The sequence below is a fragment of the Pseudomonas sp. P5_152 genome (genome assembly GCF_033989915.1).
Taxonomy (GTDB): domain Bacteria; phylum Pseudomonadota; class Gammaproteobacteria; order Pseudomonadales; family Pseudomonadaceae; genus Aquipseudomonas.
The window spans coordinates 1517054-1542679 of sequence record NZ_JASFAH010000002.1; the positions used below are offsets into that span (position 1 = coordinate 1517054).

The following is a 25626-nucleotide window of genomic DNA, read 5'->3' on the forward strand; positions in this document are numbered from 1 at the left end:
TTAGTCGCGCATTTCCCGGGCACGCTTGGCCTGGATGCGTTCGTAGACTTCACAACGGTGGACATTGACGTGCCGCGGGGCTTCGACGCCGAACCGCACGTTGCCACCGCTGACGTCGAGAACACGCACGGTGATGGTGTCGCCAATAGAGATCAATTCACCGACAACGCGGCTGAGTACAAGCATGGCTCTAGTCCTTGAGGTTACCGAGCCCTGAAGATGGCCGGCGAACTCCGGAGCTTCAAGACAGCGCCAGGAAAATAGCCCATTCCTACACGCCAGATCGAATTACCCTACAGACATCCCCTGCAATACCCGCCAAATGACTCAGGTCGACGTGAAGCGTGGGCCAAACAGAATAATGCTCGCCCCCAGCACGCACAGGGCTACCCCCAACCAGTCCGAACTCAACGGGCGCACCCGCTCGACCAGCCCCAGCCAGGCGATCGAGGCAACGATGTAGATCCCGCCATAAGCGGCATAGGCTCGCCCGGCGTAGGTCGCCTCGACCTTGGTCAACAGCAGGGCAAACAGCGTCAGGCTGAGCAGCGCCGGGACCATCCACCAGGCGCTTTTGCCCTGGCGCAGCCACATCCAGAAGGCGTAGCAACCGGCGATTTCAAACAGCGCCGCGAGGAAGAACCACAGGTAGTTGAGCATGGGCACATCTCGTCAGGGTTGCCAGAATGCGGCAACCCTAACCATCGCGCCTCTGAGTCGCAAGTTCAGCTAGCGTTTTGCCGGGCCTTGGCGCGCATCTTGTCGGCCATGACGGTCATTTCGTTGTACAGCAATTGCGGGTTTTTCTGCTTCAGTGCCCAGGCCATGCGCCCCTGTTCATGGGGCAGGATCATGAACTCGCCAGCCGCGACGTGCTGGTAGATGTAGTCGGCGATATCGCTGGCGGTAATTGGCGAGCTCTCCAGCAACTTGCCGACCTGGGCCTTCATGGCCGGGGTCGGGCCGCGGAACGAGTCGAGCAGGTTGGTCTGGAAGAACGACGGGCAGACCACGTGCACGCCGATCTCCTGTTGCGCCAACTCGATCAACAGGCTCTCGGACAGCGCCACCACGCCGGCCTTGGCCACGTTGTAGTTGCTCATGGCCGGCCCCTGCATCAGTGCCGCCATCGAAGCGATGTTGATGATCTTGCCCTTGCTTTGCTCCAGCAGCGGCAGGAAGGCCTTGCAGCCCTTGACCACGCCCATCAGGTTGATTGCGATCTGCCAGTCCCAGTCTTCCAGCGACAGCTCGCTGAAGAAGCCACCTGAGGCGACCCCAGCGTTGTTGACGATCACGTCGATGCCGCCGAACTTGACCTCACAGGCCTGGGCAAAGGCCGTCAACTGGCTGTAGTCGCGCACATCACAGCGCTGCACAAAGCCATCACCGCCGGCCTCGCGGACCAGCTTGAGGGTTTCCTGCAGACCGGGCTCGCTGACGTCCGACAAGGCCAACTGCCAACCTTCACGAGCCCAGCGCAGAGCGATTTCGCGACCCAGGCCGGACCCGGCGCCAGTGATCATCATGCGATTTTGCATAGGAAGTTGCCTTGTTGTTCTGGGAAAGATGCTCGCAGTGTAGCGAAGGAATTTCCTACACCCATGACCATCAAAGCGCTGAATGCCCCAGGCAAACCGAACCACAGCGCAGCCCCCTCGCGGTGGTTGATAAACGAAATAAACCGGCAAGCAAATAGCAGTAAAGAAACTTTGAATTTTCTCGCGCCGGCCACAGTCGGAAATATTAAGCCGCTCGGATTTATTGCAGTCGGGCCTGTTATTCAACCAATGCGACGTTCAATGACTCTCCAATAAGGAATTCGACATGGGCACGATTCTTCTGGTTATCCTGATTCTGCTGTTGATCGGTGGTCTGCCGGTGTTCCCCCACTCCAGAAGTTGGGGCTATGGGCCATCCGGGGTGATCGGCGTGGTGGTCGTGGTGCTGCTGGTATTGCTGTTGCTCGGCAGGATCTAAGACAAAAACTGCAGGCAAAAAAAGAGGCCCGAACGGGCCTCTTTTTTGTATTACGCCAGGCCTTAGTCCGGCGTGCCGTCGACCACACCAGCGGTGTTATCGATCAGGCTTTTGGTTGCTGTCTGCAGGAAGGCTTCCAGTTTCTGTTTCATCTCAGCGGTACGCGGTGCGTCCGGGATGATCTCGGCACGTGGATTGGCGCCCAGTTGGTACTGGTACATCTTCGGCGCCATGTCCTTTTCCTTCGGCAGCACCAGGATCTGGTCCTGGGTGATGATCGCCGTAGTCTGCTCGCTACCCGAAGGCTTGATCACGCCAAAGCCGGTGTCGCCCTGCGGCAGGTTGAGCAGGTCACGCCCCCAGCACTGGTGACGCGTTTCGCCGCCCAGGCGGCCCATGATGGTCGGCACGATGTCGACCTGAGTCCCCACGGTGTGATCCAGGGTACCGAACTTTTCCTGGATACCCGGCGCGATCATCAGCATCGGCACGTTGAAGCGGCCCAGGTCCATTTCGGTGATCTGCCGTTCGTTGCCAAACCCATGGTCGCCAACGATGACAAACAGGGTTTCCTTGAAGTACGGCTCCTTGCGGGCCTTCTCGAAGAACTGCCCCAGTGCCCAGTCGGAGTAGCGCATGGCGGTCAAGTGTTCGTTGAGGCTGCCACGACCGGTGACCGGCTCCACCGGCAAAGGAGTCGGCAACGCGTATGGGGTGTGGTTGGACAGGGTTTGCAGCAAGGCATAGAACGGCTTGCCGTTTTCACGCGCCTTGAGCTCTACCAGGCCACGGTCGAACATGTCCTGGTCGGACACGCCCCAGGTCGGGTCGGAGAACACCGGGTTGACGAAGTCGTTGCGGCCGACAAAGTTGGTCATGCCCTGATTGCTGAAGAAACCCGACTGGTTATCCCAGGCAAAGTCACCGTTGTAGACGTAAACGTCGTCGAACTTGCGTGCACTGAGCAACTGCGGCAGGCCGGACAGCTTGTGGCTGCCTTCCGGGGTCTGCATCAGGTATTCAAAGCCTGGCAGGTTAGGGAAGCACGCCATGGTGGCGAACATGCCCTGGTGGGTGTGGGTGCCGTTGGAGAAGAAACGGTCGAACAGCAGGCCTTCCTTGGACAGTTTGTCCAGGTACGGGGTGATGTTGCCCGGCGCGCCCAGCGCTCCGACCGAGTGACCGGCCATGCTTTCCATCAGGATCACGACGACGTTCTTGATCGGCAGGGTCTTGTCGGCAGGCGGCAGGAAATCCCGGCGCACGGCGGCGCTGTCGGCATCCACCAGCTTCTCGTCCGGCATGACCAGCATGTCGCGCACGATCTGCTGCGCCTCAGGCTGCGGCAGGGTGGCTTTCCAGATGTTGTCGCGGTCTTCGGACATTCGGCTTTTCGCCGCGGCCACCAGTTGCAGGGTGCCGTTGAGGCCCAACTGGTTGGCGAAGTTCGAGTCGGTGGTGTACACGTCACCCCAGCGCATCGGCGGGCCTTGACGCAGGGTGCCACGGGCGGCCGCTACGCAGATCAGCAGGCACACCATGAACACGGCAACGCGGGTGTACCACGGCGCCACTTGACGGGTGCCGACATTGCCGCCACTGAACGGGCCACGCGGCCGGGTAGCGCGGTCAGCGCCCTTGAACGCCAGGCTCAGCAACCAAGTGCCGACCACCCAGGCCAGCAGGTAGCGCACCACCGGGAACCCGTACCAGAGCATGCTCATCACGGTCTTCGGGTCTTCCTTCACGTACTGGAAGACCAGGCCGTTGAGGCGCTGGTGGAACTCACGGTAGAAGTCCATCTCCATCAGGCCAAGGAACAGCGCGATGCTCGACACTACCGTCAGCCAGAACCGGAACAGGCCACGGGCGGCCATCGCCCGGACGCTGAACAGCGACAGCAACAGCGGGATGCTGAGGTAGATCACCAGACGCAGGTCGAAACGCAGGCCGTTGGCGAAAGCTTCGAGGAAAGTCGAAGCCGGTGTGTCAAGAATCATCTCCCGGTTGTACACCAGCAACGCCAGGCGCAGCAGGGAGAGCATCACCATCATGACCAGGGCGCAGAGTAGCGTGTACGCCAGATGGGATTTGACGGTCGGTTGCAGCAAGCGATTCGAGGCTCGCTGCTGATTCAGGGCGTCCGTGTTTGCCATGTCGTTTTAGGACCCATTGGAAGTTGAAGTTACAAAGAAGTAGCGGCGCCCAGGCTTTCTTATTGCCATGACTTGGGGGAAATGGCCGGGACCTTGCGCGGAGCACAAATGTTGCACGATCACCCACGGCATTGCCATTTATTACTCGCAAGCACTGGCGGGGCGAAAACCGGGGATGAAAAACAAGCGGGCGAATTGTCTTGGAGCGGTTGTGAAAATTTCGTGCAACGCATATCTGGAAACACAAAAAAGGCTGCGAGCTAACCTGGTCCTGTAGCAGCTACCGAAGGCTGCGTTGGGTTGCGCAGCGACCCCCGGCTATCTTGCCAATCCGGATGAACGTCCTGCGGCCGTTGACGCAGCCTCGCGCTGCCCGACAGCTGCTACGGTTGTTGATGGGGGCTATAGGCGCACGTTGCCCCTCGGCCCAGCGATGGCCCAGATGATCAGGCCCAGTACCGGCAACAAGAGGATCAGCAGTATCCAGACGATTTTCATCCCGGTTTGCGCGCCGCTCTTGAGCACGTTGATGATCGCCCAGATATCCAGCGCCAGGATAATCAGGCCAACCAGGCCATTAAAGGTAGAACCCATGGTGTCGCTCCCAATAGAAGGCATTCCCCCCTTAGGATAGCCGGCTCCCGGGAGGGTTCCCTTTTATTGCCGTGAGTTAAACGTGTACGGCTACCTTGAGCGCTTCCAGGGACGGCGCCGCATTGATCCCGACTTCGGCACACAACTCCAGCACCCGTGCCACGTCGTTGCCATACACCAGCACGAGCTGGATTTCGTCGTCGAGCAACTGGCTGAAGTTGAGCAGCGTGTAACCGCCGTTTTCCGGGTTCATGCTGCCCATCTGGATCTGGATCCGGTTGAGCGCGGTCAGCGCCTCGGTCTTGGCCAGTTGCTTGGGCTTGATGTTGAACGCCACACCGGGGCCGAACGACGCAACGATCTGCTCGAACAGGTCCATATAGGTGTCAGCCTGGAACAGCACGGTGTCCGGCAGGCTGCCAACTACCACCCACTCGCCCAATGCAATCGGGAAAGTGTCGTCGTAGTTGATGTCCGGATTGGCCGCCAGGAACGCCTCCGGGTCGGCGTACGCCTGCGCCGCCTCATCGGCGATCTGCACGATTTGCGCGTCGCTCATGCAGCCGGAGCTGATTTTACTGATGAGTTCGATGAGTGCGGCTTTCATGGCAGATCCTGTAGCGAGGGAGATTTTCGGCCGCGAAGGATAGCGTATTTGGCGGTAATTATTCAGCGAAGCTTGCGGCCCACCCGGCTATCAGCCGAGGATCTTCTCCAATTGCGCCGTGGTATCCACCGCGCCCATGGTCTTGGCCGCGTCCAGCGCGGTGATGCCGTTGGCGTCCTTGGCCTTGGGATCTGCGCCCTTGCCAATCAAGTAGTCGACGATGGCTGTGCGGTTGAACATTGCGGCCATCATCAACGCGGTCCGGCCATCGAAGGACGAACCTTCGATCTCCGCCCCGCCATCGACCAGTGCCGCCACCACCGCCAGGTCACCCTTGAACGCCGCCCCGGCAATCGGACTCTGGCCGTTGTCGTTGCGAATCTGCGGGTCGGCCTTGTGCTCCAGCAGCACTTTCACCGCATCGACATGCCCGTGGTAAGCCGCCAGCATCAACAGGGTGTCGCCCTTGTGATTGCGCAGGTTCGGCGGCAAACCCTTGCTCAACAGCGCCGCGAGCATCGCCGCATCGCCTTCACGGGCCTTGTTGAAAACCTGCTCGGCAAACTCGGCGGCTTCTTCCGGGGTCATCTGGCGGGGTTGGTCTGACATGGGTGACTCCACATTCGGTCAATCGATAGGCCGCTAGTGTCCGCAAGCGGCCTGCCCCCTGTCACCCCTTTTTTCTCTCATGCCACCATAGCCACAATCAATAACGGAACTTGCCGCCATGGATATCCGCCAGTACCTGTTCGGTGATCTGCACGTAAGTGTCTGAACCGGGCAGCCAGGCATAGATCGGATCGTCGCCGGTTTTGCCGGGGTCGAAGGCTTCGTCCTTGAGTCGGGTCTTCTGGTACTTGAAGGTGCCAGTGGTTTCCATCTTGACTTTGACCCGCAGGAACAACGGCACCGCATAGGCCGGCATCTGCTCGCGGGCGAACCTCAGCAGTTCACTGAAATCCAGGGTCGCCAGGGATTCGGCCGGGGTGATCGCCGCCATGCCGGCACGCCCGTTGGTGTTGCTGATCTCCACGCCATAGGCCACCGCCTCGGCAATATGCGGGTGTTGCAAGAGGATGTTCTCGACTTCGGTGGTGGACACGTTCTCGCCCTTCCAGCGATAGGTGTCGCCCAACCGGTCGACGAACTGCGCGTGACCAAAACCGATGTTGCGCAGCAAGTCACCGGTATTGAAATAACGGTCGCCCTTCTCGAACACATCGTGCAGCACCACTTTTTCGGTCTTTTGCGGGTCGGTATAGCCGTCAAGCGGAGCCTTGTCGTCGATCTTCGCCAGCAACAGGCCTTGCCGGCCCTTGCCGACTTTCTGCATGAAGCCGTTGCTGTTGCGTAGCGGCGCACCGCTGTCGTGGGCGTACTCCACCAACTCCCAGGACATCAGCGAAAAACCGATGGTGTTATCGAAGTTGAGGATGTTGCTGAAACCTATGTTGCCGTCACTGGCGGCATACAGTTCACAGATGTGATTGACCGCAAAACGCCCCTTGAACTCGCTCCACACGCCGGGGCGCAAGCCGTTGCCAATCATCTTCACGACTGCGTGATCCCGGTCGTTAGTGGCCGGCGTCTGGTCGATCAGGTAGCGGCACAACTCACCCACGTAACCGATGGTTGTAGCCTGGTACTTACGCACATCGTTCCAGAACTGGCTGGCGCTGAACTTGCGCCGAATGGCGAAACCCGAGGCGCCGCAGATGGCTGAGCCCCAGCACACGCACAGGCCCGTCGCGTGGTACAGCGGCAAGGTGCAATAGACGACATCGTCCGGGCTCATATCCAGGGCGATCATGCCGAAGCTGGCGCTGCTGCGCATCCAGCGACCGTGCTTGAAGACCCCGGCCTTGGGTAACCCGGTGGTGCCGGAGGTATAGATGTAGAAGCACGGGTCATCGAGAAACACCTGCTGGCTGCTGGGCGGGTTGTCGCTTGCGCAATCGGCACTCTCGGCCATCAGGTTGCGCAAGCCCTCTGGTGCCTCGCCGTGATGCCGAGAGCAATCCTGGTCAGCCACCCACCAGGTGCGGCAGTCATCGATGGCGACCTGCTGGCGAATCGCCGAATAGGCCTGGACCAACTCTCCACCGACAACAATGGCCGCCGGCTTGACCAGGTTGACACTGTGCAGCAGCGCCTGGTGGGTTTGCGAAGTATTGAGCATGGCGCTGACGGCGCCGACCTTGGCCACCGCCAGCACCGTGACCAGCAGTTCAGGACGGTTCTCGATGAACACCCCGACCACGTCGCCCTTGCCGATGCCCTGGGCCAACAGGTGATGAGCGATACGGTTGGCCCACTGGTTGACCTGTGCATAAGTCAGCGACACGCTGCCGTGTAGCAAGGCGGGGCCATCAGGGTTACGAACTGTCGCCTGTTCGAAGGTGAACGCCAGGCCACAAGGCTGGTCCGGCTGTTTGACATTGGCCACCTTGAGGCCCTTGACCACCCGGGGCAGGGCTTTGACGATCGACGGCAACTTACGGAGCATCATGCTCCAGGTAATAGTGTCGTGGTGCGTGCTGCTCATGGTTGCTCCCGTTCGGCCCTCTGCGGCGGGCCTGTATTGTTATTGTCGGGCGAACATGCAATCGAGGTGTTCGGGCAACTTCATCCCTGTATGAGACACAACGGAAAACCTCTGCTTAACGGCAAAAAAGTACGCCAGGGGTTCTGTCGCTGTACACGCGGTTTTTGAAATGTTTTGTATCCGGCCCTCGCCCACTGCCACTGCCGCCAGGTGGGCCCGCAAACGGCCGTGCAATCTCGCAAAATGCAGGATGCACGATGGCCATTCATGCAGAATGCACGAATCCGAAAAATTCACTTTTTCGTATATCATTGATTTATAAGGATTTTTTTAGATAACGATACTGGCACAATCACTGCAACTACCCCTCCATGCTTGCCATTCATGTGCACACGGAGCTGATAGACATGAGCCTGATCCAAGAAAAATTCACTTCGCTGTTCTCCAACTTCGACGTCACCACCCAGGCACGCCCGGATGGCGGCATTCTGCTGACCTTGCGCAGCAGTGAAGGCAAAGTCTTCAAGCGCTCGATTTCCTACGCCCAACTGCATGCTGGCGATCAACTGTCCTGGGTGATCAGCGCTATTCGTCGCGACCTGGCGGAACAGGCCAGTGAATTGCCGCAAATTTCCATGCTGCAGAGCCAACAGCGCTTTGCCCTGCCGACCTATCACTCGATGTAATCGAAGCGGGTTGCTAGCAGATTTCCCTGGGCCACCTGACACACAGTCAGGTGGCCCTTTTTTCAGCGCAACATACCGCGTCTGGCCGCCTCCCCCACCGCTTGAGCACGGTTGCTGACCTGCAGCTTGGCGTAGATATTGGCCAGGTGAAATTTCACCGTGGCCTGGGAGATCGAGCGAATCACACTGATTTCCCAAACGGTCTTGCCGCGCTTGGCCCAGTGCAGGATCTCCAGTTCCTTCTCGCTCAGCGGCTTGCCTGCCCGATCCGGGCGTCGGCGCTTGACTGGCTTGACCTCCGGCCCGGCGTCACCCGTTGCGCTGTCCATTACCTTTCTCCTGGTGATCGTCCATGCCTGAACTCGAACGGTGATCGTCCGGGCCAGTGGTTGAGTGTCAGAAAGAAAGAGTTACATAGAGGGCGGATTAAACAAGCGCATGAACGCTGAATCAGTCTTCACTGACTCAGCAATAGGCAACGTCCTACGCACAGCACAAGGAAAGCCCGGATGACGCACTGCGCCAGCGTTTAATCGCCTGTCGCGTATCCGGTCGGCAGTTTAATCTTCCAGCCGCGGGAAGTGCCCGGCGAAGTCACCTGGGGTGATGCGGGGCAGCGGCTCCACAGCAGTGAACAGGCCGATGGCCACGAAGTGCGGTCGCTCACCCTTGTCGAACCAGTGCCGAGTACCGGCAGGCAGCAGGATCAGGTCGTTTTTCTCGCAGAGTACGGCGTACACATAATCGCCGATGTGCAAATTGAACTGGGCACGTCCGGCAACAAACAACCGTACCAGGTCCTCGTCAAAATGCTGCTCTTCGAGGAGCTCGGCAGGCGGTTCGGCGGGTTGTTGCTGCTCGCTGCTGACACTGATGACCTGCACCCCATGGTAACCACGCTCGGTCATCAGTTGGTCGATCGGCCCCTGATAGGCGGACACCAGCTCTTCATCGCTGGCGCCCGGCTGAAGCTTTGCCGCCGCCTGCCAACGGTCGAATCTGACACCCTGTTCGGCCAGGGTCGCGCTGATGTCGTCGAAGTGGGTCAGGACCTTGTTCGGCAGGTCCGGGCTTGAAACGTGGTAAACCGACAGGCTGCTCATTTCGGCAACTCCTCTTGCATGCGTGTGGCAATGATAACGGCTGCAGCCAGCGCGGCGAGGCTTGCAATACTAAAGGTGAAGGTGGCGCCCAGGGCATTCCAGCTGTAGCCGGCGTACAAAGCCCCCAGCGCACCACCGGTGCCGGCCAGCGCCGCGTAGAGCGCCTGGCCCTGCCCCTGCTGGCGCGGGCCGAAACTGCGTTGGACAAAATGAATGGCTGCGGCGTGAAAGCTGCCAAAGGTGGCCGCGTGCAGGACCTGCGCAAACAACAGCACCCAGAGAAACTCGGCGAACGACCCCAGCAGCAGCCAGCGCAAGGCGGCCAGCAGGAAACTGGCCAGCAGCACTCGGCGCACTGAAAACCGCGCCAGGATCCGGCTCATGAACAGGAACATCAGGACTTCGGCGACCACTCCCACGGCCCAGAGCATGCCGATCACTCCACGGCTGTAGCCCAGGCGCTCCAGGTGCAGGGTCAGGAAGGTGTAGTACGGCCCGTGGCTGAGCTGCATCAGGCCCACGCAGGCATAAAATGCCAGGACCCCCGGATTGCGCAACTGCTTGACGAAGCCCTCCCCTGCCAGGCGGTTGCCGGGCGCAGGCTGGGCGTTGGGCACCCACAGGCTGCTGATGATGATCCCTGCCATGATCACCACCAGGGTTACCGGGTAGATGTCCAGGCTCAACCATTCGAACAGCCGCCCCAGTGCAACCACCGCGATAATGAAGCCGATCGAACCCCACAGGCGGATCTGGCTGTAGCGCGAAGCCTGGCCTTGCAGGTGCGCGAGGGTGATCACTTCGAACTGCGGTAGCACCGCGTGCCAGAAAAACGCGTGCAGGGCCATGACCATTGCCAGCCAGGCGTAACTCTTGCTGACGAAGATCAGGCAGAACGTCAGCAGCGTACAGACCGCGCCAAAACGCACAATGGCCAGGCGCCGGCCAGTGTAGTCACCCAGCCAGCCCCAGATATTGGGCGCGATGCAGCGCATCAGCATCGGGATCGCTACCAGCTCGCCGATACGCGCAGGCGAAAACCCCAGGTGATCGAAGTACAGCGCCAAAAAAGGCGCTGTCGAACCGAGCAAGGCGAAATAAAACAGATAAAAGCTGGAAAGCCGCCAGTACGGGAGCACCGCCACGGCCATCAGACCGCGGCGACGTCAGGGCCCGGCTTCACAGCTGGCCCAACACCGGGGTGCTGACACGCACGTCGGCGTTTTGCCCGCGATGGCGCAGCAGGTGGTCCATCAACACAATGGCCATCATCGCTTCGGCAATCGGCGTGGCGCGGATGCCGACGCAGGGGTCGTGACGGCCCTTGGTGATCACGTCCACCGGGTTGCCATGGACATCGATCGAGCGGCCCGGGGTGGTGATGCTCGACGTTGGCTTGAGCGCCAGGTGGGCAACGATCGGCTGGCCGGAAGAAATGCCACCGAGGATGCCGCCGGCGTTGTTGCTGAGGAAACCTTGTGGAGTCATCTCGTCGCGGTGTTCGGTACCGCGCTGGGCGACGCTGGCGAACCCGGCGCCGATTTCCACGCCCTTGACCGCGTTGATGCTCATCAGCGCATGGGCCAGTTCGGCATCGAGGCGGTCGAAGATCGGCTCACCCAGGCCTGGCTTCACGCCTTCGGCGACCACGGTGATCTTGGCGCCGACCGAGTCCTGGTCGCGGCGCAGTTGATCCATGTAGGCCTCAAGTTCCGGCACCTTGTCCGGGTCGGCGCTGAAAAACGCATTTTGCTCCACCGAGTCCCAGCTCTTGAACGGGATTTCGATCGGGCCCAACTGGCTCATATAGCCGCGAATCACGATGCCCTGGGTCGCCAGGTACTTTTTCGCAATCGCCCCGGCCGCCACGCGCATGGCAGTTTCGCGCGCAGAACTGCGACCGCCGCCACGGTAATCGCGTTCGCCGTATTTGTGGTGGTAGGTGTAGTCGGCGTGGGCCGGGCGGAACAGATCCTTGATCGCCGAATAGTCCTTGGACTTCTGGTCGGTGTTGCGGATCAGCAGGCCAATGGCACAGCCAGTGGTCCGGCCTTCGAACACGCCGGAGAGGATTTCCACCTCGTCGGCTTCCTGGCGCTGGGTGGTGTGGCGGCTGGTGCCTGGCTTGCGTCGGTCGAGATCGCGCTGCAGGTCGTCCAGGGACAACTCAAGACCCGGCGGGCAGCCGTCGACAATGGCGACCAACGCCGGACCATGGCTTTCGCCCGCGGTGGTGACAGTGAACAGCTTGCCGTAGGTATTGCCGGACATGCAGGGCGCTCCGTGAAATCGCTGAACTAAGTGCGCGCCAGTATACGCAGGCTCACCCAGTAGTTCATCCTCGAACCTTATGGGTGTCTGCGAGTCCAACCGACACCTTGTGAATGATGGCGTGATGATGCTGCGAGTTATAGCCTTGAGCCTTACCCTGATTACCGGCCTGCTGTGCAATATCGCGCAGGCCACGGTCCTGCAACGCCCGGTCAGCCTGGATACCGGTAGCGGCGAGCTGTTTGGCTCGATGCTGCTGCCCAAGTCCGACGCCCCGGTGCCGGTGGTCCTGATCATTTCCGGCTCGGGCCCCACCGACCGCAACGGCAATAACCCAGAAGGCGGCAACAACGATAGCCTCAAGCGCCTGGCCTGGGTGCTGGCCAAACACAATATCGCCAGCGTGCGCTACGACAAGCGCGGCGTGGCGGCGAGCCTGGCGGCCACCCCGGACGAGCGCAACCTGAGCCTGGAGGCCTACGTGGCCGACGCCGTGGCCTGGGGCAAGCAACTCAAAAGTGACCCGCGCCTGGGGCCGCTGATTCTATTGGGGCACAGTGAAGGGGCACTGGTAGCCACCCTTGCCGCTCCCCAGGTGGACGCCGCCGGCCTGATTTCCCTGTCCGGCAGCGCACGACCGGTGGATCAGGTGTTGCGCCAACAGTTGAGCCACCGCCTGCCGCCCCAGTTGCTGCTGCGCAGCAATGAACTGCTGGACAACCTCAAGGCCGGCCAGGTGGACAGCAATGTGCCGCCGGCGCTGCAAGTGATCTTTCGCCCCAGCGTGCAACCCTACTTGATCAGCCTGTTCCGCCAGGACCCGGCCGCCGCATTCGCCCGCCTGCACATGCCCGCGCTGATCGTCCAGGGCAGCAATGACATGCAGGTCGGTGTCGGGGATGCGCAAATGCTCAAGGCTGCCAAGCCCGACGCCCAGTTGGTGGTGATCGAGGGCATGAACCACGTGATGCGCATCGTGCCCAACGACATCAAGCGCCAGGTGGCGTCCTACAAGGATCCGCAACTGCCACTGGCGGCAGAACTCGGCACCCGGATCCTCGGCTTTATTGATGCAATTGCTCGAAGTTAGCCCGGTTTTACCCTCCAGTCCTGCGCAATTCGGCCGATAAGCCAGTGTCGACAGCCCATTGTCTGTCGACAAGCAGCGCTTGGACAGGATCTCGCCGTTATGACTGATACCCACAAATCACCCGACACCACGCCCGACACAACGGCCCCCGAAGCGGCGGAACAGCCGTGGGCGGACGTTGCGGCCGAGCACCGGCGGATGCTGCGCCTGGCGCCGCTGAAAACCGATCGCAGCACCGGGGGCCGGCCGTTGCGCTTTGTCGAGTTCGGCTATGCCGAGCGCAACAACAAGGAGCGCAGCCTGTTGCGCATGAGCATCACGTTGCCGGGCCAGCGGGTGCGCAAGGAGCAGAACCACCTGGACATCTGGGTCGACCACGAACAGCGGCGCGTGCACTTCGGCCCCGACAGCGGTGTGCAGATAGAACCAATGAACCGCGGCATCGGGCGTTTTCTCGCGGCCCAAGGCATTACCTGGGCGAAGAAAAAGTGGGCGAGCTACAGCTTTGATGCGATGGACCTGAGCAACAAGGATGCCTTGGTCGAAGACACGCGCCTGCGCCGCGACCATTTTTTGCGGGTGCACGGTTTTGACGTGGTCTACGCCGACGCCCAGCATTTGAAAGGCAGCGTCAAGGCCGGCAAGGTCGGTGACCTGCTGGGCGACTGGAACACCGAGAAGCTGCAGTTCGTGGAAATCCTCGAAGCCGCGCAGATGTTGCAGCAAGCCGAGCAGAACCTGGCCGAACAGGAAGTCAAACTGCAAAAGCAGGAAGAAACCGTCAGCAAATTCAAACGCGAAGAAACCGGCTTGCGCTTCACCATTACCTGCCTGGTGGCGTTTTCAGTGTTCCAGGCCGGTTTGCTGATCTGGATCGCCACACACCGCTGACCACCGCCAACGTCTGTAGGAGCGAGCGCCCGCTTGCGGCGCCCGCTTGCGGCCTGCTCGCGAAGGACGTCAACGCTGACGCGAATTACCTGAATAACCGCGTGGCGCTTTCGATCTTCGCGAGCAAGCTCGCTCCTACAAGGATTCGTAACAACCCGTGGGAGCGAGCTTGCTCGCGAAGGATGGATCAGGCCCGTGATGCAAACAGTGCCTGGTGTTCACGGCATTGCTCGGCGCTGAGCATGAACACGCCGTGGCCGCCGCGTTCGAACTCCAGCCAGGCGAAATCGACTTCCGGGTACAGCGCCTCGACGTGTACCTGGCTGTTGCCCACCTCGACAATCAGCAAGCCTTTCTCGTTCAGGTGATCGGCCGCCTGCGCGAGCATGCGCCGCACCAGGTTCAGACCGTCTTCGCCACAGGCCAGGCCCAGCTCGGGCTCGTGCTGGAACTCGTCCGGCATATCGGCAAAGTCTTCGGCATCCACGTACGGTGGATTGGACACGATCAGGTCGAAACGCTGGCCAGGCAAACCGTCGAATCCGTCGCCCTGGACCGTGTACACCCGCTCATCGACGCCATGGCGCTCGATATTCTGGTTGGCCACCTCAAGGGCTTCGAACGACAAGTCCGCCAGCACCACTTCAGCGTCCTGGAACTCATAGGCACAGGCGATGCCGATGCAACCGGAACCGGTGCACAGGTCGAGAATGCGCGCCGGCTCGCTGTCCAGCCAGGGAGCGAAGCGTTTTTCGATCAGCTCGCCAATCGGTGAACGCGGGATCAACACGCGCTCATCGACAATGAACGACATGCCGCAGAACCAGGCCTCGCCCAGCAGGTAGGCAGTGGGAATGCGGTCTTCGATACGGCGCTTGAGCAACCGCTGCAGGTTGACCAGTTCGTCGTCTTCGAGCGCGCAGTCCAGGTAGCTGTCGGCGATTTCCCAAGGCAGGTGCAACGCTCCCAGCACCAGTTGACGGGCTTCATCCCAGGCGTTGTCGGTCCCATGGCCGAAAAACAGATCCTCCCCATGAAAACGGCTGACAGCCCAACGAATATGGTCGCGCAAAGTGCGCAGACGGGAAGTGATCACGGGGTAAACTCCTGAAAAAACGACCGGGGATTCTAACAGCCTAAACCTGCCCCGACGATCAATGAAAAAACCCCTGGGCAAATGTAGGATTTATCCGGTTTTTCAGCTTTTGGTTGAACATCCGGTCAGCTCTTGAGAGGCTGCAGCCCAGCAACGACGGTGCCTACGATGGTAGCGATTCACAGAAGCGCTCAGCCAGAGGACAATGTCGCAAAAGCCCCACTCGAAGGAGCCCCAGAATGTCCGTTCCAAAGACGATGTTTCAACTCAGCGGTCGTGGTTACGCGCCAGCCAATCTGGCCCACGCGACACTGGTGATCATCGATGCACAAAAAGAATACCTCAGCGGCCCGCTGGCCCTGACCGGCATGGCAGAGGCCGTGGCCAACATCCAGCAACTGCTCGCAGCGGCCCGGGCCGCGGGACGACCGATTGTCCATGTGCATCACCTGGGCACCGTCGGCGGCCTGTTCGACCCCCAGGGCGAGCGCGGTGAGTTCATTCCCGGCCTCGAACCCCTGAGCGACGAAACCCTCATCGGCAAGTTGCTGCCCAGCGCGTTCCACGGCACGCCCCTGGAAAAACGCCTGCAGGACCTTGGCTCACTGGACCTGATCGTCTGCGGCTTCATGAGTCACTCCAGCGTCAGTACCACCGTGCGTGCGGCCAAGAACCTGGGCTTTCGCTGCACCCTGGTCGAAGACGCCTGCGCCACCCGGGACCTGCCCTACAAGGGTGGCGTACTGACTGCCGAGCACGTCCAGCAGACCGAAATGGCGATCATGGCTGACAACTTCGCCACCCTCGCCCAGACCCGGGACCTGATCTGATCGCCCGCGGATGAGCGGCGATCATCGCCGCTCATCCGCAAAAGACTCTCATTTCCTCTATTTGCCTTAGCCTCAGGAACAACCCGGTCAACTCCCGGTCGAAGGGCCGATACCCATTGAGGAAGGTCGGAATGAAGATATCCGATGGATTTGACGCTCGCCGCTTGCGCCCCAAAGGGCAACGCAACTGGCGTTATCGTTTCGGCGCTGCATTCGCCGCCCTGCTCGCCACCCTCGGTGTGCTGCTGGCAATGGCCGGTGCTGCCAGCCTGCTTGGTCGTCCGCCCGCACTGGGTGAACTGAACGCCAGCCCGCTGGGCTCGGCGATCATTCTGGCGATTGGCCTGTTGCTGCTCTACCTGGGTGTCGCGTTCTGGCGTCGCTGTCGCCGCCGCATGCGTCAACCTCGCGAGCTGAACATGGCCCCGCATTTGATGAAAAAGCATGACTGAGTCGCGCGCGACGCGTTTTGCCGCGCCCGATTCACCTCGACTTGGGTAAACTGGCCGCCCTTCGCGGAGGCTGACATGCAAGACGACGATTTTTCCCTGTTCAAAAGTGCGATCCAAGGCGTCAAACCGATCAAGCACGACCGCGCCGAAACCGGCAAGCCCAAGGCTGACCGCGCGCAAATTGCCAAGCTGCGCCAGGCAGCGACCATTCGTACCGACGTGGCGGCTGTGGACGGCCTGTCCGACCAATTCGTGATCGATGTCGGTCCGGAAGACGAGTTGATGTGGGCACGTGACGGGGTCCAGGAAAGCCAGATGCGCAAGCTCAAGATCGGGCAGATCCCGTTCGAAGGCAGCCTCGACCTGCACGGCATGAACGTGGAAAAGGCCCGCGAGACGCTCTGGGCATTTCTCGCCGAAGCGACAAAATTCGAAATCCGCTGCGTGCGCGTGACCCACGGCAAGGCCGTGCGCCTGGACGGCAAGCGCCCGATGATCAAAAGCCACGTCAACACCTGGCTGCGCCAGCATTCACAGGTCCTGGGCTTTACCTCCTGCCAGGCCAAGCACGGCGGCGCCGGTGCGGTGTATGTGATGCTCAAACGAACCATGATGGAAGGCCGCGACGAGTAAAGCTGACGCGTCACGCTTGCAGCGCCGTGTCCGCCACCGTACCCTTGCCCTTTGCGTAAAATCCCACAGGTAGTTTCATGTCCCTGGAACAGAATTACACCGCGATTCTCGGCCAACTGGGCGAGGACGTGTCCCGCGAGGGCCTGCTCGACACGCCAAAGCGTGCCGCCAAAGCCATGCAGTACCTTTGCCGCGGTTATGAACAGACACTTGAAGAAGTCACCAACGGTGCCTTGTTCAGCTCCGACAACAGCGAAATGGTACTGGTCAAGGACATCGAGCTTTACTCGTTGTGCGAACACCACCTGCTGCCTTTCATCGGCAAGGCGCACGTCGCCTACATTCCGAGTGGCAAGGTACTGGGCCTGTCGAAAGTCGCGCGGATCGTCGATATGTACGCCCGCCGCCTGCAGATCCAGGAAAACCTCAGTCGCCAGATCGCCGATGCGGTGCAGCAAGTCACCGGCGCCCTGGGCGTTGCAGTGGTGATCGAGGCCAAGCACATGTGCATGATGATGCGCGGTGTGGAGAAACAGAATTCGTCGATGATCACTTCGGTGATGCTGGGTGAGTTCCGCGAAAATGCGGCCACCCGCAGCGAGTTTCTCAGCCTGATCAAGTAACACGCGGCACCCGGAAAACCGGCGTTCATCGCCGGTTTTTTTTCGTCCGTGAAAAATCAGGTAAGCTGCGCGCCATTCCCATTTGCCCCGTGAGGCTTACATCGTGTTCGTCAAAGCGCTTCGTGTCGGCCTCGGCCAGTTGATCATCTTCATCGACTTCATCACCCGTCCTGGTAAAAAGCAGCGCCCTGCCGCCGCCCAGGCCCAGGTCGAAGCCGCCGCCAAGGGCCTGACCCTGTACCAGTTCCACGCCTGCCCGTTCTGCGTGAAAACCCGCCGCACCCTGCGTCGCCTGAACGTGCCGGTGGCCCTGCGCGATGCCAAGAACAACGAGCAGGACCGCCAGACCCTGCTGGAGCAAGGCGGCAAGATCAAAGTGCCGTGCCTGCGCATCGAAGAGAACGGCCAGACCACCTGGATGTATGAGTCCAAGGTAATCATCGATTACCTGGACCAGCGTTTCGCAGCGGCCTGATCGTTGGGCGCTAGAAACACAAACCCCAGACAAGCATAAACCGGCCCATTGGCCGGTTTATGCTTGTCTAGCTTCCCCTTACGCCGCCTGCCGCGCCTGTCCCTCGCGCACCACCGCCGCTAATCGCTTGAGCCCTTCATCCAGGCGCGCCGGGTCAATGTGGCTGAAATTCAACCGCAGGTGACCCAGGTTGCAATCCGGCTCGGGAAAGAACGGTTCCCCCGGCATGAACGCCACATCATTGGCCAGTGCAGCCTTGAGCAAGGTTCGGGTGTCGAGCGGCTGCTTGAGAGTCAGCCAGAAAAACAGACCACCCTGCGGCAGCTCCCAATCCGCCAGCTCGCTGAAATGCCGCTGCAGCGCCGCCTGGAATCCATCGCGCCGAACTCGGTAGAAATCCCTTAATTCGCCCAGGTGATCACGCAGGCGCTCGGTGCCGATCCATTGCAAGGCCTGCCATTGACCAACACGGTTGGTGTGCAGGTCCGCCGACTGCTTGAGCCGTAGCAGATGCGGGAACAGGTCCGGGCTGGCAATCAGGTAGCCGACACGCAAGCCCGGCAACAAGGTCTTGGACACGGTGCCGGTGTAGATCCAACTGGCCCGCTGCAAGCGGCTGACAATCGGCGTGGCGCTGGCGCCATCGAATGTCAGCTCGCGGTACGGCTCATCCTCGATCAGGGTCACGCCGAATTCGTCGAGCAACGCCGCCACGCCATCGCGCTTGGCCTCGCTGTAGCGCACCGCAGAGGGGTTCTGGAAGGTCGGGATCAGGTAGATGAACGCCGGCCGATGTTGCTCCAGGCGCGCCCGCAGCTTCACCAGGTCGGGGCCGTCGGCCTCCAGCGGCACGCTCAGGCAATCGGCACCGAACAGCTGGAAGATTTGCAGCGCGGCCAAGTAGGTCGGCGCCTCGAGCAGGATCTGCGTGCCTTGGTCGATGTACAGCTTGGCCGCCAGGTCGAGGGTCTGTTGTGAGCCGCTGACCACCAACACCTGGCTCGCCTCACAGGGTACGCCGAGGGCACGCGCCTCTGCCGCCAACGCTTCACGCAGCGCCGGCTCGCCTTCACTCATGCCGTATTGGCCCATGGCCACCGGCATATCGGCCCACTGCACCTTTGGCAGCATGGCTTCGGCCGGCAGGCCGCCGGCAAACGACATCACTTCCGGGCGCTGGGCCGCGGCGAGGATTTCACGGATCAAGGAACTCTTGAGGCGCGCAACACGTTCGGAAAAAGCCATGGGAGTCACCGGTAGCAAAGGCCAAGGAAATTAAGTCAAACTGGTTGACCGAAATTACGCCAGCCCGGACAGATACGTCAATATGCTTGACCTTAAATCCCAAAGCACCCAGCAAGCCGCCATGGAAGCGTTTTTTTTCGGCTACCAGGCCTTCACTGCCAAAGCCGACGAAATGCTCGAACGCCGAGGCCTCAGCCGGGTGCACCAGCGCATCGTGTTTTTCATCGCCCGCTACCCGAGCTTGAGCGTCAAGGAATTGCTCGCGCTACTGGGCGTCAGCAAACAGGCACTGAACATGCCCTTGCGCCAATTGCTGGAAATGCACCTGGTGGACAGCGTGGCGGCCGTGGACGACAAACGTAAGCGCCTGCTGCAACTGACGACCGAAGGTGTGCGCTTCGAAGCCGCGCTGCGCCGTGAACAGGTGAAGCTGCTCGAGCGCGTGTTTGCCGAGGCGGGTGAAGCGGCGGTGGATGGCTGGCTGGCGGTAAACAAGGCCCTGGGGCAAACCCAAGCGCTCGCAGACTGAGCCCTCAGTCTGGATCCACTGGCGATATATCCCTATCGCCAGATTTTTCGTCGACAAAATCGAAAACATTATTTGCTTTATTTGTATACAAAAGCATAATTCGCTTCGTGCGAGTTCCTGACCAAGCGGTCAACAAATTCGCAAGTGCCTCAAAGAGCCGCTGCCCACCTCTGTGTCCGGCTCTGGAAATAACAATAAAACTCTTGAGGAGTACTCGCTGTGGAAAGCCGCAAATCCGAAGCACCGACGCTGGATCTCTCGCCCCCCGTACGTACCGGCTGGCTGGAGCGCCTGTTTAAACTCAGCGTGCATGGCACCACGGTGAAGACCGAGCTGATCGCCGGCCTGACCACCTTCATCACCATGGCCTACATCATCTTCGTCAACCCGAACATCATGGCCGATGCCGGCATCGATCACGGTGCGGCCTTTGTCGCCACCTGCATCGCCGCAGCGCTGGGTTGCCTGTTGATGGGGCTGTACGCCAACTGGCCAGTGGGCCTGGCGCCGGGCATGGGCTTGAACGCGTTCTTTACCTACACCGTGGTCGGGACCATGGGCTACAACTGGGAAACCGCACTGGGCGCGGTGTTCGTCTCCGGTGTGTTGTTCATGATCCTGACCTTCTCGCGGATCCGCGAATGGCTGCTCAATAGCATTCCGGTGAGCCTGCGTTATGCCATGGGAGCCGGTGTCGGCCTGTTCCTCGGGCTGATTGGCCTGAAGACCGCCGGCATCGTGGTCGACAGCCCGGCTACCCTGATCAAGCTCGGTTCCCTGCGCGAGCCAGGCCCGCTGCTGGCCGCCATCTGCTTCCTGATGATCGCCATCCTCAGCTATCACCGGGTCTTCGGCGCCATCCTCATCAGTATCATCACCGTGACCCTGGCCGGTTGGGGCCTGGGCCTGGTGCACTACGAGGGCATCATGTCCGCTCCGCCGAGCCTGGCGCCGACCTGGATGGCGATGAACGTCGCTGGCGTGTTCAACGTCAGCATGATCAGCGTGGTGCTGGCGTTCCTCTTCGTGCACATGTTCGACACCGCCGGGACCCTGATGGGTGTCGCGCAACGGGCCAACCTGGTGGGTAAGGACGGCAAGATCGAAAACCTCTCCCGCGCCATGAAGGCCGACAGTGCCTCCAGCGTGTTTGGTGCGGTGGTCGGCGTGCCTCCAGTAACCAGCTATGTGGAAAGTGCCGCGGGTGTGGCTGCGGGTGGTCGCACTGGTCTTACCGCGGTGACCGTCGGCGTGCTATTTATTGCCGCAATGTTCTTCGCACCGCTGGCGGGCATGATTCCGGCGTATGCCACCGCCGGTGCATTGATTTATGTGGCGATGCTGATGATGGGCGGCATGGCTCACATCGAGTGGGACGAAGCCACCGACAGCATTCCGGCGATCGTCACCGCGATCATGATGCCCCTGACCTTTTCGGTCGCCGACGGTATCGCGCTGGGCTTTATCACGTACGTGGCCCTGAAGGCCGGTACTGGCAAGTACAAGGAAATATCCGTAAGCCTGTGGGTTCTTTGCGCGATCTTTATCGCCAAGTTCATTTTCTTGTAAGCGTTTCAAGCGTGACCCAGCCTCACCCCGTCGGGTGGGGCTTTTGCACATATGGAGGAAAGTGATGAGTCTGGAAACCTGGCTGCTGTTCAGCAGCGCCGCCCTGGTCGTGATCCTGATCCCGGGCCCCTTGTCGTTATTGATGATCAGCAACAGCCTGAACTACGGTTTGCGCCGCTCTTACCCGGCGTTTCTCGGCGGGGTGTTTGCCTCGATCTGCCTGCTGAGCGCCTCGGCCCTGGGCCTTGGCGCGTTGCTGCTGGCCTCGGAGCAACTGTTCAGCGCGTTGAAGATTGTCGGCGCCCTGTATTTGTTCTACCTCGCCTGGCAGAGCTGGCAGCAGTCCCGGCAACCGGCCCACGCCACCGAAGTGCCCCAGGCGGCCGCTGTGCCGCGCTTTCGCGCACTGTTCGGGCGCGCCTTTGTCCTGGGGGCGAGCAATCCCAAGGACATCCTGTTCTTCGCCGCCTTCCTGCCCCAGTTCCTCAGCGCACAGCAGCCGTTCCTGCCGCAGTTGCTGATCATGATCGTCACCTGGACCCTGCTCGACCTGTGCTGCAAGCTGGCCTACGGCCTTGGCGCCCATGGTGCCGCGCGCTACCTGCGCAGCGGCAAGGGGCAAAGCTGGTTCAACCGGATCAGCGCCGGCTTGTTCAGTGGCGCGGGCGCAGCGTCCCTGTTGAGCCGCTAAAAGCATCGCGGGCAAGCCTTGCTCCTACAGGATCTGCATCACCCTGCAAAACCGTAGGAGCAGGGCTTGCCCGCGATGGCGTCCATACAGGCGCCACACTTTTCCCGGGACGAAAAAAAGCCCGCAGTGTGAGCGGGCGAAGGACCAAAGAAGCTTTTTGCGCAGATTCTTGGGGGATCTAGCTTCCTCTGTAGGTCGAATAGCTATAAGGCGAAATCAGCAACGGTACATGGTAGTGATCCTGCTCGGCCGAGATGCCGAAACGCAGTACCACCACATCCAGGAACGCCGGCTCCGGCAGCTGGACACCGCGGGCGCGGTAGTAGTCGCCGGCATGAAACTGCAGCTGATAGACCCCCGACCGGTAGTCATCGCCTTGCAACAAGGGCGCATCACAACGGCCATCGCTGTTGGTCAGTGCGCTGGCGACCAATTCCAGCTGCGAACCCTCAACGCGGTACAACTCGACCTTGATCGAGCTGCCCGGGCAACCGTGTGCTGCATCCAAAACGTGTGTAGTCAAACGTCCCATTGATTCTGCGCGCCTGCCCGCGTGTACGGCAGTCAGGCCTCGCGCCTCCCGAAGTCAGTTGAAAAGGAGACCGCACCCTTTCGGAGCACGAAAAGTTGCGGCGAGCAGCTGATTAAGACACTTTCAATAAAAATTGTACACAATAATAATGACTTTTTATCCCAAGCTTCCTGGCCTGCCCGCCTCGCCTCGTTTATCCGCAAAACCACAGCCAATCACGACCTCTCATCCATAAGCTGACCAGTTAGGCAGGTTTCTTGCAGTAGCACTGGAAGATGACAGTTGATGAAAAATGGAAAAAATCAGGCTTACAAAGCGCACATAAAGTTGTATACAATCACTCCATCGCTGTGACGCCAGCCTGTCATCTCACCATCAGGCCGCCACACCACCCCTTATCGCGAATAAGCAAACTCGAATAAGAAGGAAGACTGCAGTGAGCGCTGACTACCCACGCGACCTGATCGGTTACGGCAGTAACCCTCCCCACCCACACTGGCCGGGCAATGCCCGCATCGCTTTGTCCTTCGTGCTCAACTACGAAGAAGGCGGCGAGCGCAACATCCTGCACGGCGACAAAGAATCGGAAGCCTTCCTTTCGGAAATGGTCTCGGCGCAGCCGCTGCAGGGCGAGCGCAACATGAGCATGGAGTCCTTGTACGAGTATGGCAGCCGTGTCGGCGTCTGGCGGATTCTCAAGCTGTTCAAGGAATTCGACATTCCGCTGACCGTCTTCGCCGTGGCCATGGCCGCCCAGCGCCACCCGGACGTGATCCGCGCGATGGTCGAGGCCGGCCACGAGATCTGCAGCCACGGCTATCGCTGGATCGACTACCAGTACATGGACGAAGCGCAAGAGCGCGAGCACATGCTCGAAGCCATCCGCATCCTCACTGAAATCACCGGCGAGCGCCCATTGGGCTGGTACACCGGCCGCACCGGCCCGAACACCCGGCGACTGGTGATGGAAGAAGGCGGTTTCCTCTACGACTGCGACACCTACGACGACGACCTGCCCTACTGGGAACCGAACAACCCGACCGGCAAGCCGCACCTGGTGATCCCCTACACCCTGGACACCAACGACATGCGTTTCACCCAGGTCCAGGGTTTCAACAAGGGCGACGACTTCTTCGAATACCTCAAGGATGCGTTTGACGTGCTCTACGCCGAAGGCGCCGAGGCGCCGAAGATGCTGTCTATCGGCCTGCACTGTCGCCTGATCGGTCGTCCGGCGCGCCTGGCTTCGCTCAAGCGCTTTATCGAATACGCTAAAAGTCATGAACAGGTGTGGTTCAGCCGCCGCGTCGACATCGCTCGCCACTGGCAACAAACCCACCCGTACCAAGGGGCGTCGAAATGACCACCTTTCAAACGCTGAAACCCTCGAGCCTGAGCCGTGACGCCTTCGTCAGCGCTTTCGCCGATATCTACGAACATTCGCCATGGGTGGCCGAAAAGGCCTTCGACCTGGGCCAGGACGCTTCGATCGACGAGATCGAAACCCTGCACCAGCGCATGAGCGACATCCTGTTGAGCGCCGATCACGCAAGCCAGCTTGCGCTGATCAACGCTCACCCGGACCTGGCCGGCAAAGCTGCCGTCCAGGGCCAACTGACCGAAGCCAGCACCAATGAACAAGCCGGCGCCGGTATTCACCAATGCACGGCCGAAGAGTTTTCTCGCTTCACCGAGCTGAACGACGCCTACAAAGCCAAGTTCAAGTTTCCCTTCATCATGGCGGTAAAAGGTAGCAACCGGCATCAGATCCTCGCAGCGTTCGAAACACGCATCCACAACCCGGTCGAGACCGAGTTCAAGTGCGCGTTGGCAGAGATCAACAAGATCGCGTTGTTCCGATTACTGACCCTCTAAACGACCATCCCCAGCCACTCTATTTAAGGCAGACAAGAAGAATGAAAGCTTACGCCGTACCTTTCGAGAAGTTCGTCAACCTGGCCGACGCCCGCCTGGGCACCAAGATCATCTCGGTCACCGATGACTGGTTTGCCGACGCCAACCGTCTGTTCCAGCCGACCCCGGCCGTATGGAAGGAGGGCGTTTTCGATGACAACGGCAAGTGGATGGACGGCTGGGAGTCGCGCCGCAAGCGCTTCGAAGGCTACGACAGCGCGGTGATCCGCCTGGGTGTACCGGGTTCGATCAAGGGTGTGGACATCGACACTTCATTCTTCACCGGCAACTTCCCGCCATCGGCCTCCCTGGAAGCCTGCTTCCTGACATCCGGTGAGCCGGACGCAAACACCCAATGGACCGAAGTCCTGTCGGCTGTCGAGCTGCAGGGCAATAGCCACCATTTCCACGAAATCAACAACGACCAGTCGTTCAGCCACCTGCGTTTCAACATCTACCCTGATGGTGGCGTGGCCCGTCTGCGTGTGTACGGCATTCCGTTCCGCGACTGGTCGGCCGTTGGCGACAACGAGCAGGTTGACCTGGCTGCTGCCTTGAATGGCGGTCGTGCCCTGGCCTGCTCCGATGAACACTTCGGCCGCATGAGCAACATCCTCAACCCAGGCCGCGGGATCAACATGGGCGATGGCTGGGAAACTGCCCGTCGTCGCACACCTGGCAATGACTGGGTGATCGTCGCCCTGGGTCACCCGGGCGAGATCGAGAAAATTGTCGTCGACACCCTGCACTTCAAGGGCAACTACCCGGACACTTGCTCGATCCAGGGCGCATTCGTCAAGGGCGGTACCGACAGCCAGATCGAAACCCAGTCGTTGTTCTGGCGCGAACTGTTGCCGGCACAGAAACTGGAAATGCACGCCGAACACACCTTCGCCGAGCAGATCAAGGCGCTGGGTCCGATCACCCACATCCGCCTGAACGTATTCCCGGACGGCGGTGTGAGCCGCCTGCGTGTTCTCGGCAAGGTAGCTAAGTAAGCGTCGCCCCTAATCGCGGGCAAGCCCGCTCCCACAAGGAATGATGGTGTACACACAACCTGTGGGAGCTGGCTTGCCAGCGATGACGAAAGAACCAACAACACAGAATCCGGATA

The 25626-nt window shown here is 60.5% G+C and carries 30 protein-coding genes; 15 read left to right on the plus strand and 15 right to left on the minus strand.

What is annotated here, in order from left to right; all coding sequences use genetic code 11:
• From csrA to QMK50_RS06670, 3 genes are all read right to left on the minus strand, one after another.
• Positions 1-186, minus strand: a complete 186-nt coding sequence (csrA, locus tag QMK50_RS06660) for a carbon storage regulator CsrA (RefSeq protein WP_095167985.1) — start codon at positions 184-186, stop codon at positions 1-3.
• A gap of 141 nt (positions 187-327) precedes the next feature.
• The gene (locus QMK50_RS06665; protein ID WP_159997392.1) at positions 328-660 is read right to left on the minus strand and encodes a YnfA family protein; all 333 of its coding nucleotides are present in this window, start codon (positions 658-660) and stop codon (positions 328-330) included.
• A 65-nt stretch (positions 661-725) separates the two neighbouring features.
• Positions 726-1541, minus strand: a complete 816-nt coding sequence (locus QMK50_RS06670; RefSeq protein ID WP_095167982.1) for an SDR family oxidoreductase — start codon at positions 1539-1541, stop codon at positions 726-728.
• 286 nt (positions 1542-1827) lie between these two features.
• Between QMK50_RS06670 and QMK50_RS06675 the strand changes: the two genes are divergently transcribed.
• Positions 1828-1980 (plus strand): DUF3309 family protein, encoded by a 153-nt coding sequence (locus QMK50_RS06675; protein ID WP_095167980.1) that lies wholly within the window; start codon positions 1828-1830, stop codon positions 1978-1980.
• 62 nt (positions 1981-2042) lie between these two features.
• Here the strand turns inward: QMK50_RS06675 and QMK50_RS06680 are convergent, their stop codons facing one another.
• The 5 genes from QMK50_RS06680 to QMK50_RS06700 all read right to left on the minus strand — a co-directional run bounded on the left by QMK50_RS06680 (position 2043) and on the right by QMK50_RS06700 (position 7882).
• On the minus strand, positions 2043-4136 hold the full coding sequence (locus QMK50_RS06680) for an LTA synthase family protein (RefSeq protein ID WP_095167978.1): 2094 nt from the start codon (positions 4134-4136) through the stop codon (positions 2043-2045).
• A 402-nt stretch (positions 4137-4538) separates the two neighbouring features.
• Positions 4539-4730: a PLDc N-terminal domain-containing protein gene (locus QMK50_RS06685; RefSeq protein WP_095167976.1), complete on the minus strand. Its 192-nt coding sequence runs from the start codon at positions 4728-4730 to the stop codon at positions 4539-4541.
• A 76-nt stretch (positions 4731-4806) separates the two neighbouring features.
• On the minus strand, positions 4807-5337 hold the full coding sequence (locus QMK50_RS06690) for a hypothetical protein (RefSeq protein ID WP_095167974.1): 531 nt from the start codon (positions 5335-5337) through the stop codon (positions 4807-4809).
• A gap of 90 nt (positions 5338-5427) precedes the next feature.
• Positions 5428-5946, minus strand: coding sequence for an ankyrin repeat domain-containing protein (locus tag QMK50_RS06695; RefSeq protein WP_095167972.1), 519 nt, complete (start codon positions 5944-5946; stop codon positions 5428-5430).
• Between the two features lie 97 nt (positions 5947-6043).
• The gene (locus tag QMK50_RS06700; protein WP_095167970.1) at positions 6044-7882 is read right to left on the minus strand and encodes a long-chain-acyl-CoA synthetase; all 1839 of its coding nucleotides are present in this window, start codon (positions 7880-7882) and stop codon (positions 6044-6046) included.
• Positions 7883-8289: 407 nt separating this feature from the next.
• Between QMK50_RS06700 and QMK50_RS06705 the strand changes: the two genes are divergently transcribed.
• The gene (locus QMK50_RS06705) at positions 8290-8568 is read left to right on the plus strand and encodes a DUF3509 domain-containing protein (RefSeq protein WP_095167968.1); all 279 of its coding nucleotides are present in this window, start codon (positions 8290-8292) and stop codon (positions 8566-8568) included.
• A 62-nt stretch (positions 8569-8630) separates the two neighbouring features.
• On the opposite strand, the gene QMK50_RS06710 is transcribed toward QMK50_RS06705, so the two are convergent.
• The 4 genes from QMK50_RS06710 to aroC all read right to left on the minus strand — a co-directional run bounded on the left by QMK50_RS06710 (position 8631) and on the right by aroC (position 11942).
• Entirely contained in the window at positions 8631-8897 is a 267-nt protein-coding gene (locus QMK50_RS06710; protein ID WP_095167966.1) for a helix-turn-helix domain-containing protein, read from the minus strand.
• Between the two features lie 231 nt (positions 8898-9128).
• Complete coding sequence (locus QMK50_RS06715) at positions 9129-9671, minus strand: acireductone dioxygenase (protein ID WP_320332817.1); 543 nt, start codon at positions 9669-9671, stop codon at positions 9129-9131.
• Entirely contained in the window at positions 9668-10822 is a 1155-nt protein-coding gene (locus QMK50_RS06720; RefSeq protein ID WP_320332818.1) for an MFS transporter, read from the minus strand. Before QMK50_RS06720 ends, QMK50_RS06715 begins: the two co-directional genes overlap by 4 nt.
• A 28-nt stretch (positions 10823-10850) precedes the next feature.
• The gene (gene aroC / locus QMK50_RS06725; RefSeq protein WP_095167962.1) at positions 10851-11942 is read right to left on the minus strand and encodes a chorismate synthase; all 1092 of its coding nucleotides are present in this window, start codon (positions 11940-11942) and stop codon (positions 10851-10853) included.
• 79 nt (positions 11943-12021) lie between these two features.
• Between aroC and QMK50_RS06730 the strand changes: the two genes are divergently transcribed.
• Positions 12022-13032: an alpha/beta hydrolase gene (locus QMK50_RS06730; protein WP_320332819.1), complete on the plus strand. Its 1011-nt coding sequence runs from the start codon at positions 12022-12024 to the stop codon at positions 13030-13032.
• A 99-nt stretch (positions 13033-13131) separates the two neighbouring features.
• Positions 13132-13923: a hypothetical protein gene (locus tag QMK50_RS06735; RefSeq protein ID WP_320332820.1), complete on the plus strand. Its 792-nt coding sequence runs from the start codon at positions 13132-13134 to the stop codon at positions 13921-13923.
• Positions 13924-14110: 187 nt separating this feature from the next.
• On the opposite strand, the gene prmB is transcribed toward QMK50_RS06735, so the two are convergent.
• Positions 14111-15019 (minus strand): 50S ribosomal protein L3 N(5)-glutamine methyltransferase, encoded by a 909-nt coding sequence (gene prmB / locus QMK50_RS06740; protein ID WP_159997406.1) that lies wholly within the window; start codon positions 15017-15019, stop codon positions 14111-14113.
• Positions 15020-15258: 239 nt separating this feature from the next.
• On the opposite strand from prmB, the gene QMK50_RS06745 reads away from it, so the two are divergent.
• From QMK50_RS06745 to QMK50_RS06765, 5 genes are all read left to right on the plus strand, one after another.
• Entirely contained in the window at positions 15259-15849 is a 591-nt protein-coding gene (locus QMK50_RS06745) for a cysteine hydrolase family protein (RefSeq protein ID WP_095167955.1), read from the plus strand.
• Between the two features lie 131 nt (positions 15850-15980).
• Positions 15981-16301, plus strand: coding sequence for a hypothetical protein (locus QMK50_RS06750; protein WP_095167953.1), 321 nt, complete (start codon positions 15981-15983; stop codon positions 16299-16301).
• Between the two features lie 75 nt (positions 16302-16376).
• Positions 16377-16934 (plus strand): Smr/MutS family protein, encoded by a 558-nt coding sequence (locus QMK50_RS06755; RefSeq protein ID WP_095167951.1) that lies wholly within the window; start codon positions 16377-16379, stop codon positions 16932-16934.
• A 77-nt stretch (positions 16935-17011) separates the two neighbouring features.
• Entirely contained in the window at positions 17012-17557 is a 546-nt protein-coding gene (folE, locus tag QMK50_RS06760) for a GTP cyclohydrolase I FolE (protein ID WP_003204506.1), read from the plus strand.
• Positions 17558-17660: 103 nt separating this feature from the next.
• On the plus strand, positions 17661-18032 hold the full coding sequence (locus tag QMK50_RS06765; protein ID WP_095167949.1) for a glutathione S-transferase N-terminal domain-containing protein: 372 nt from the start codon (positions 17661-17663) through the stop codon (positions 18030-18032).
• A gap of 78 nt (positions 18033-18110) precedes the next feature.
• On the opposite strand, the gene QMK50_RS06770 is transcribed toward QMK50_RS06765, so the two are convergent.
• On the minus strand, positions 18111-19277 hold the full coding sequence (locus tag QMK50_RS06770) for a PLP-dependent aminotransferase family protein (RefSeq protein WP_320332821.1): 1167 nt from the start codon (positions 19275-19277) through the stop codon (positions 18111-18113).
• 82 nt (positions 19278-19359) lie between these two features.
• Here QMK50_RS06770 and QMK50_RS06775 point away from each other — a divergent pair, with 82 nt between their 5' ends.
• From QMK50_RS06775 to QMK50_RS06785, 3 genes are all read left to right on the plus strand, one after another.
• Positions 19360-19806 carry a MarR family winged helix-turn-helix transcriptional regulator gene (locus tag QMK50_RS06775; RefSeq protein ID WP_320332822.1) on the plus strand — a complete coding sequence of 149 codons (447 nt, stop codon included), beginning with the start codon at positions 19360-19362 and terminating at the stop codon, positions 19804-19806.
• Positions 19807-20025: 219 nt separating this feature from the next.
• Positions 20026-21375 (plus strand): NCS2 family permease, encoded by a 1350-nt coding sequence (locus tag QMK50_RS06780; protein WP_095167943.1) that lies wholly within the window; start codon positions 20026-20028, stop codon positions 21373-21375.
• A 64-nt stretch (positions 21376-21439) separates the two neighbouring features.
• Complete coding sequence (locus QMK50_RS06785) at positions 21440-22066, plus strand: LysE family translocator (protein ID WP_320332823.1); 627 nt, start codon at positions 21440-21442, stop codon at positions 22064-22066.
• A gap of 178 nt (positions 22067-22244) precedes the next feature.
• Here QMK50_RS06785 and uraH read toward each other — a convergent pair whose 3' ends face one another.
• Positions 22245-22598 (minus strand): hydroxyisourate hydrolase, encoded by a 354-nt coding sequence (uraH, locus tag QMK50_RS06790; RefSeq protein WP_095078352.1) that lies wholly within the window; start codon positions 22596-22598, stop codon positions 22245-22247.
• A 436-nt stretch (positions 22599-23034) separates the two neighbouring features.
• On the opposite strand from uraH, the gene puuE reads away from it, so the two are divergent.
• Genes puuE through alc form a run of 3 tightly spaced genes read left to right on the plus strand, consistent with a single transcriptional unit; the run spans position 23035 to position 25510 of the window.
• Positions 23035-23961: an allantoinase PuuE gene (puuE, locus tag QMK50_RS06795; RefSeq protein WP_095167940.1), complete on the plus strand. Its 927-nt coding sequence runs from the start codon at positions 23035-23037 to the stop codon at positions 23959-23961.
• A complete protein-coding gene (gene uraD / locus QMK50_RS06800; RefSeq protein WP_320332824.1) occupies positions 23958-24473 on the plus strand; it encodes a 2-oxo-4-hydroxy-4-carboxy-5-ureidoimidazoline decarboxylase in 516 nt (171 codons plus the stop codon). Before puuE ends, uraD begins: the two co-directional genes overlap by 4 nt.
• A gap of 41 nt (positions 24474-24514) precedes the next feature.
• On the plus strand, positions 24515-25510 hold the full coding sequence (gene alc / locus QMK50_RS06805) for an allantoicase (protein ID WP_095167936.1): 996 nt from the start codon (positions 24515-24517) through the stop codon (positions 25508-25510).
• Positions 25511-25626: the final 116 nt, after the last annotated feature.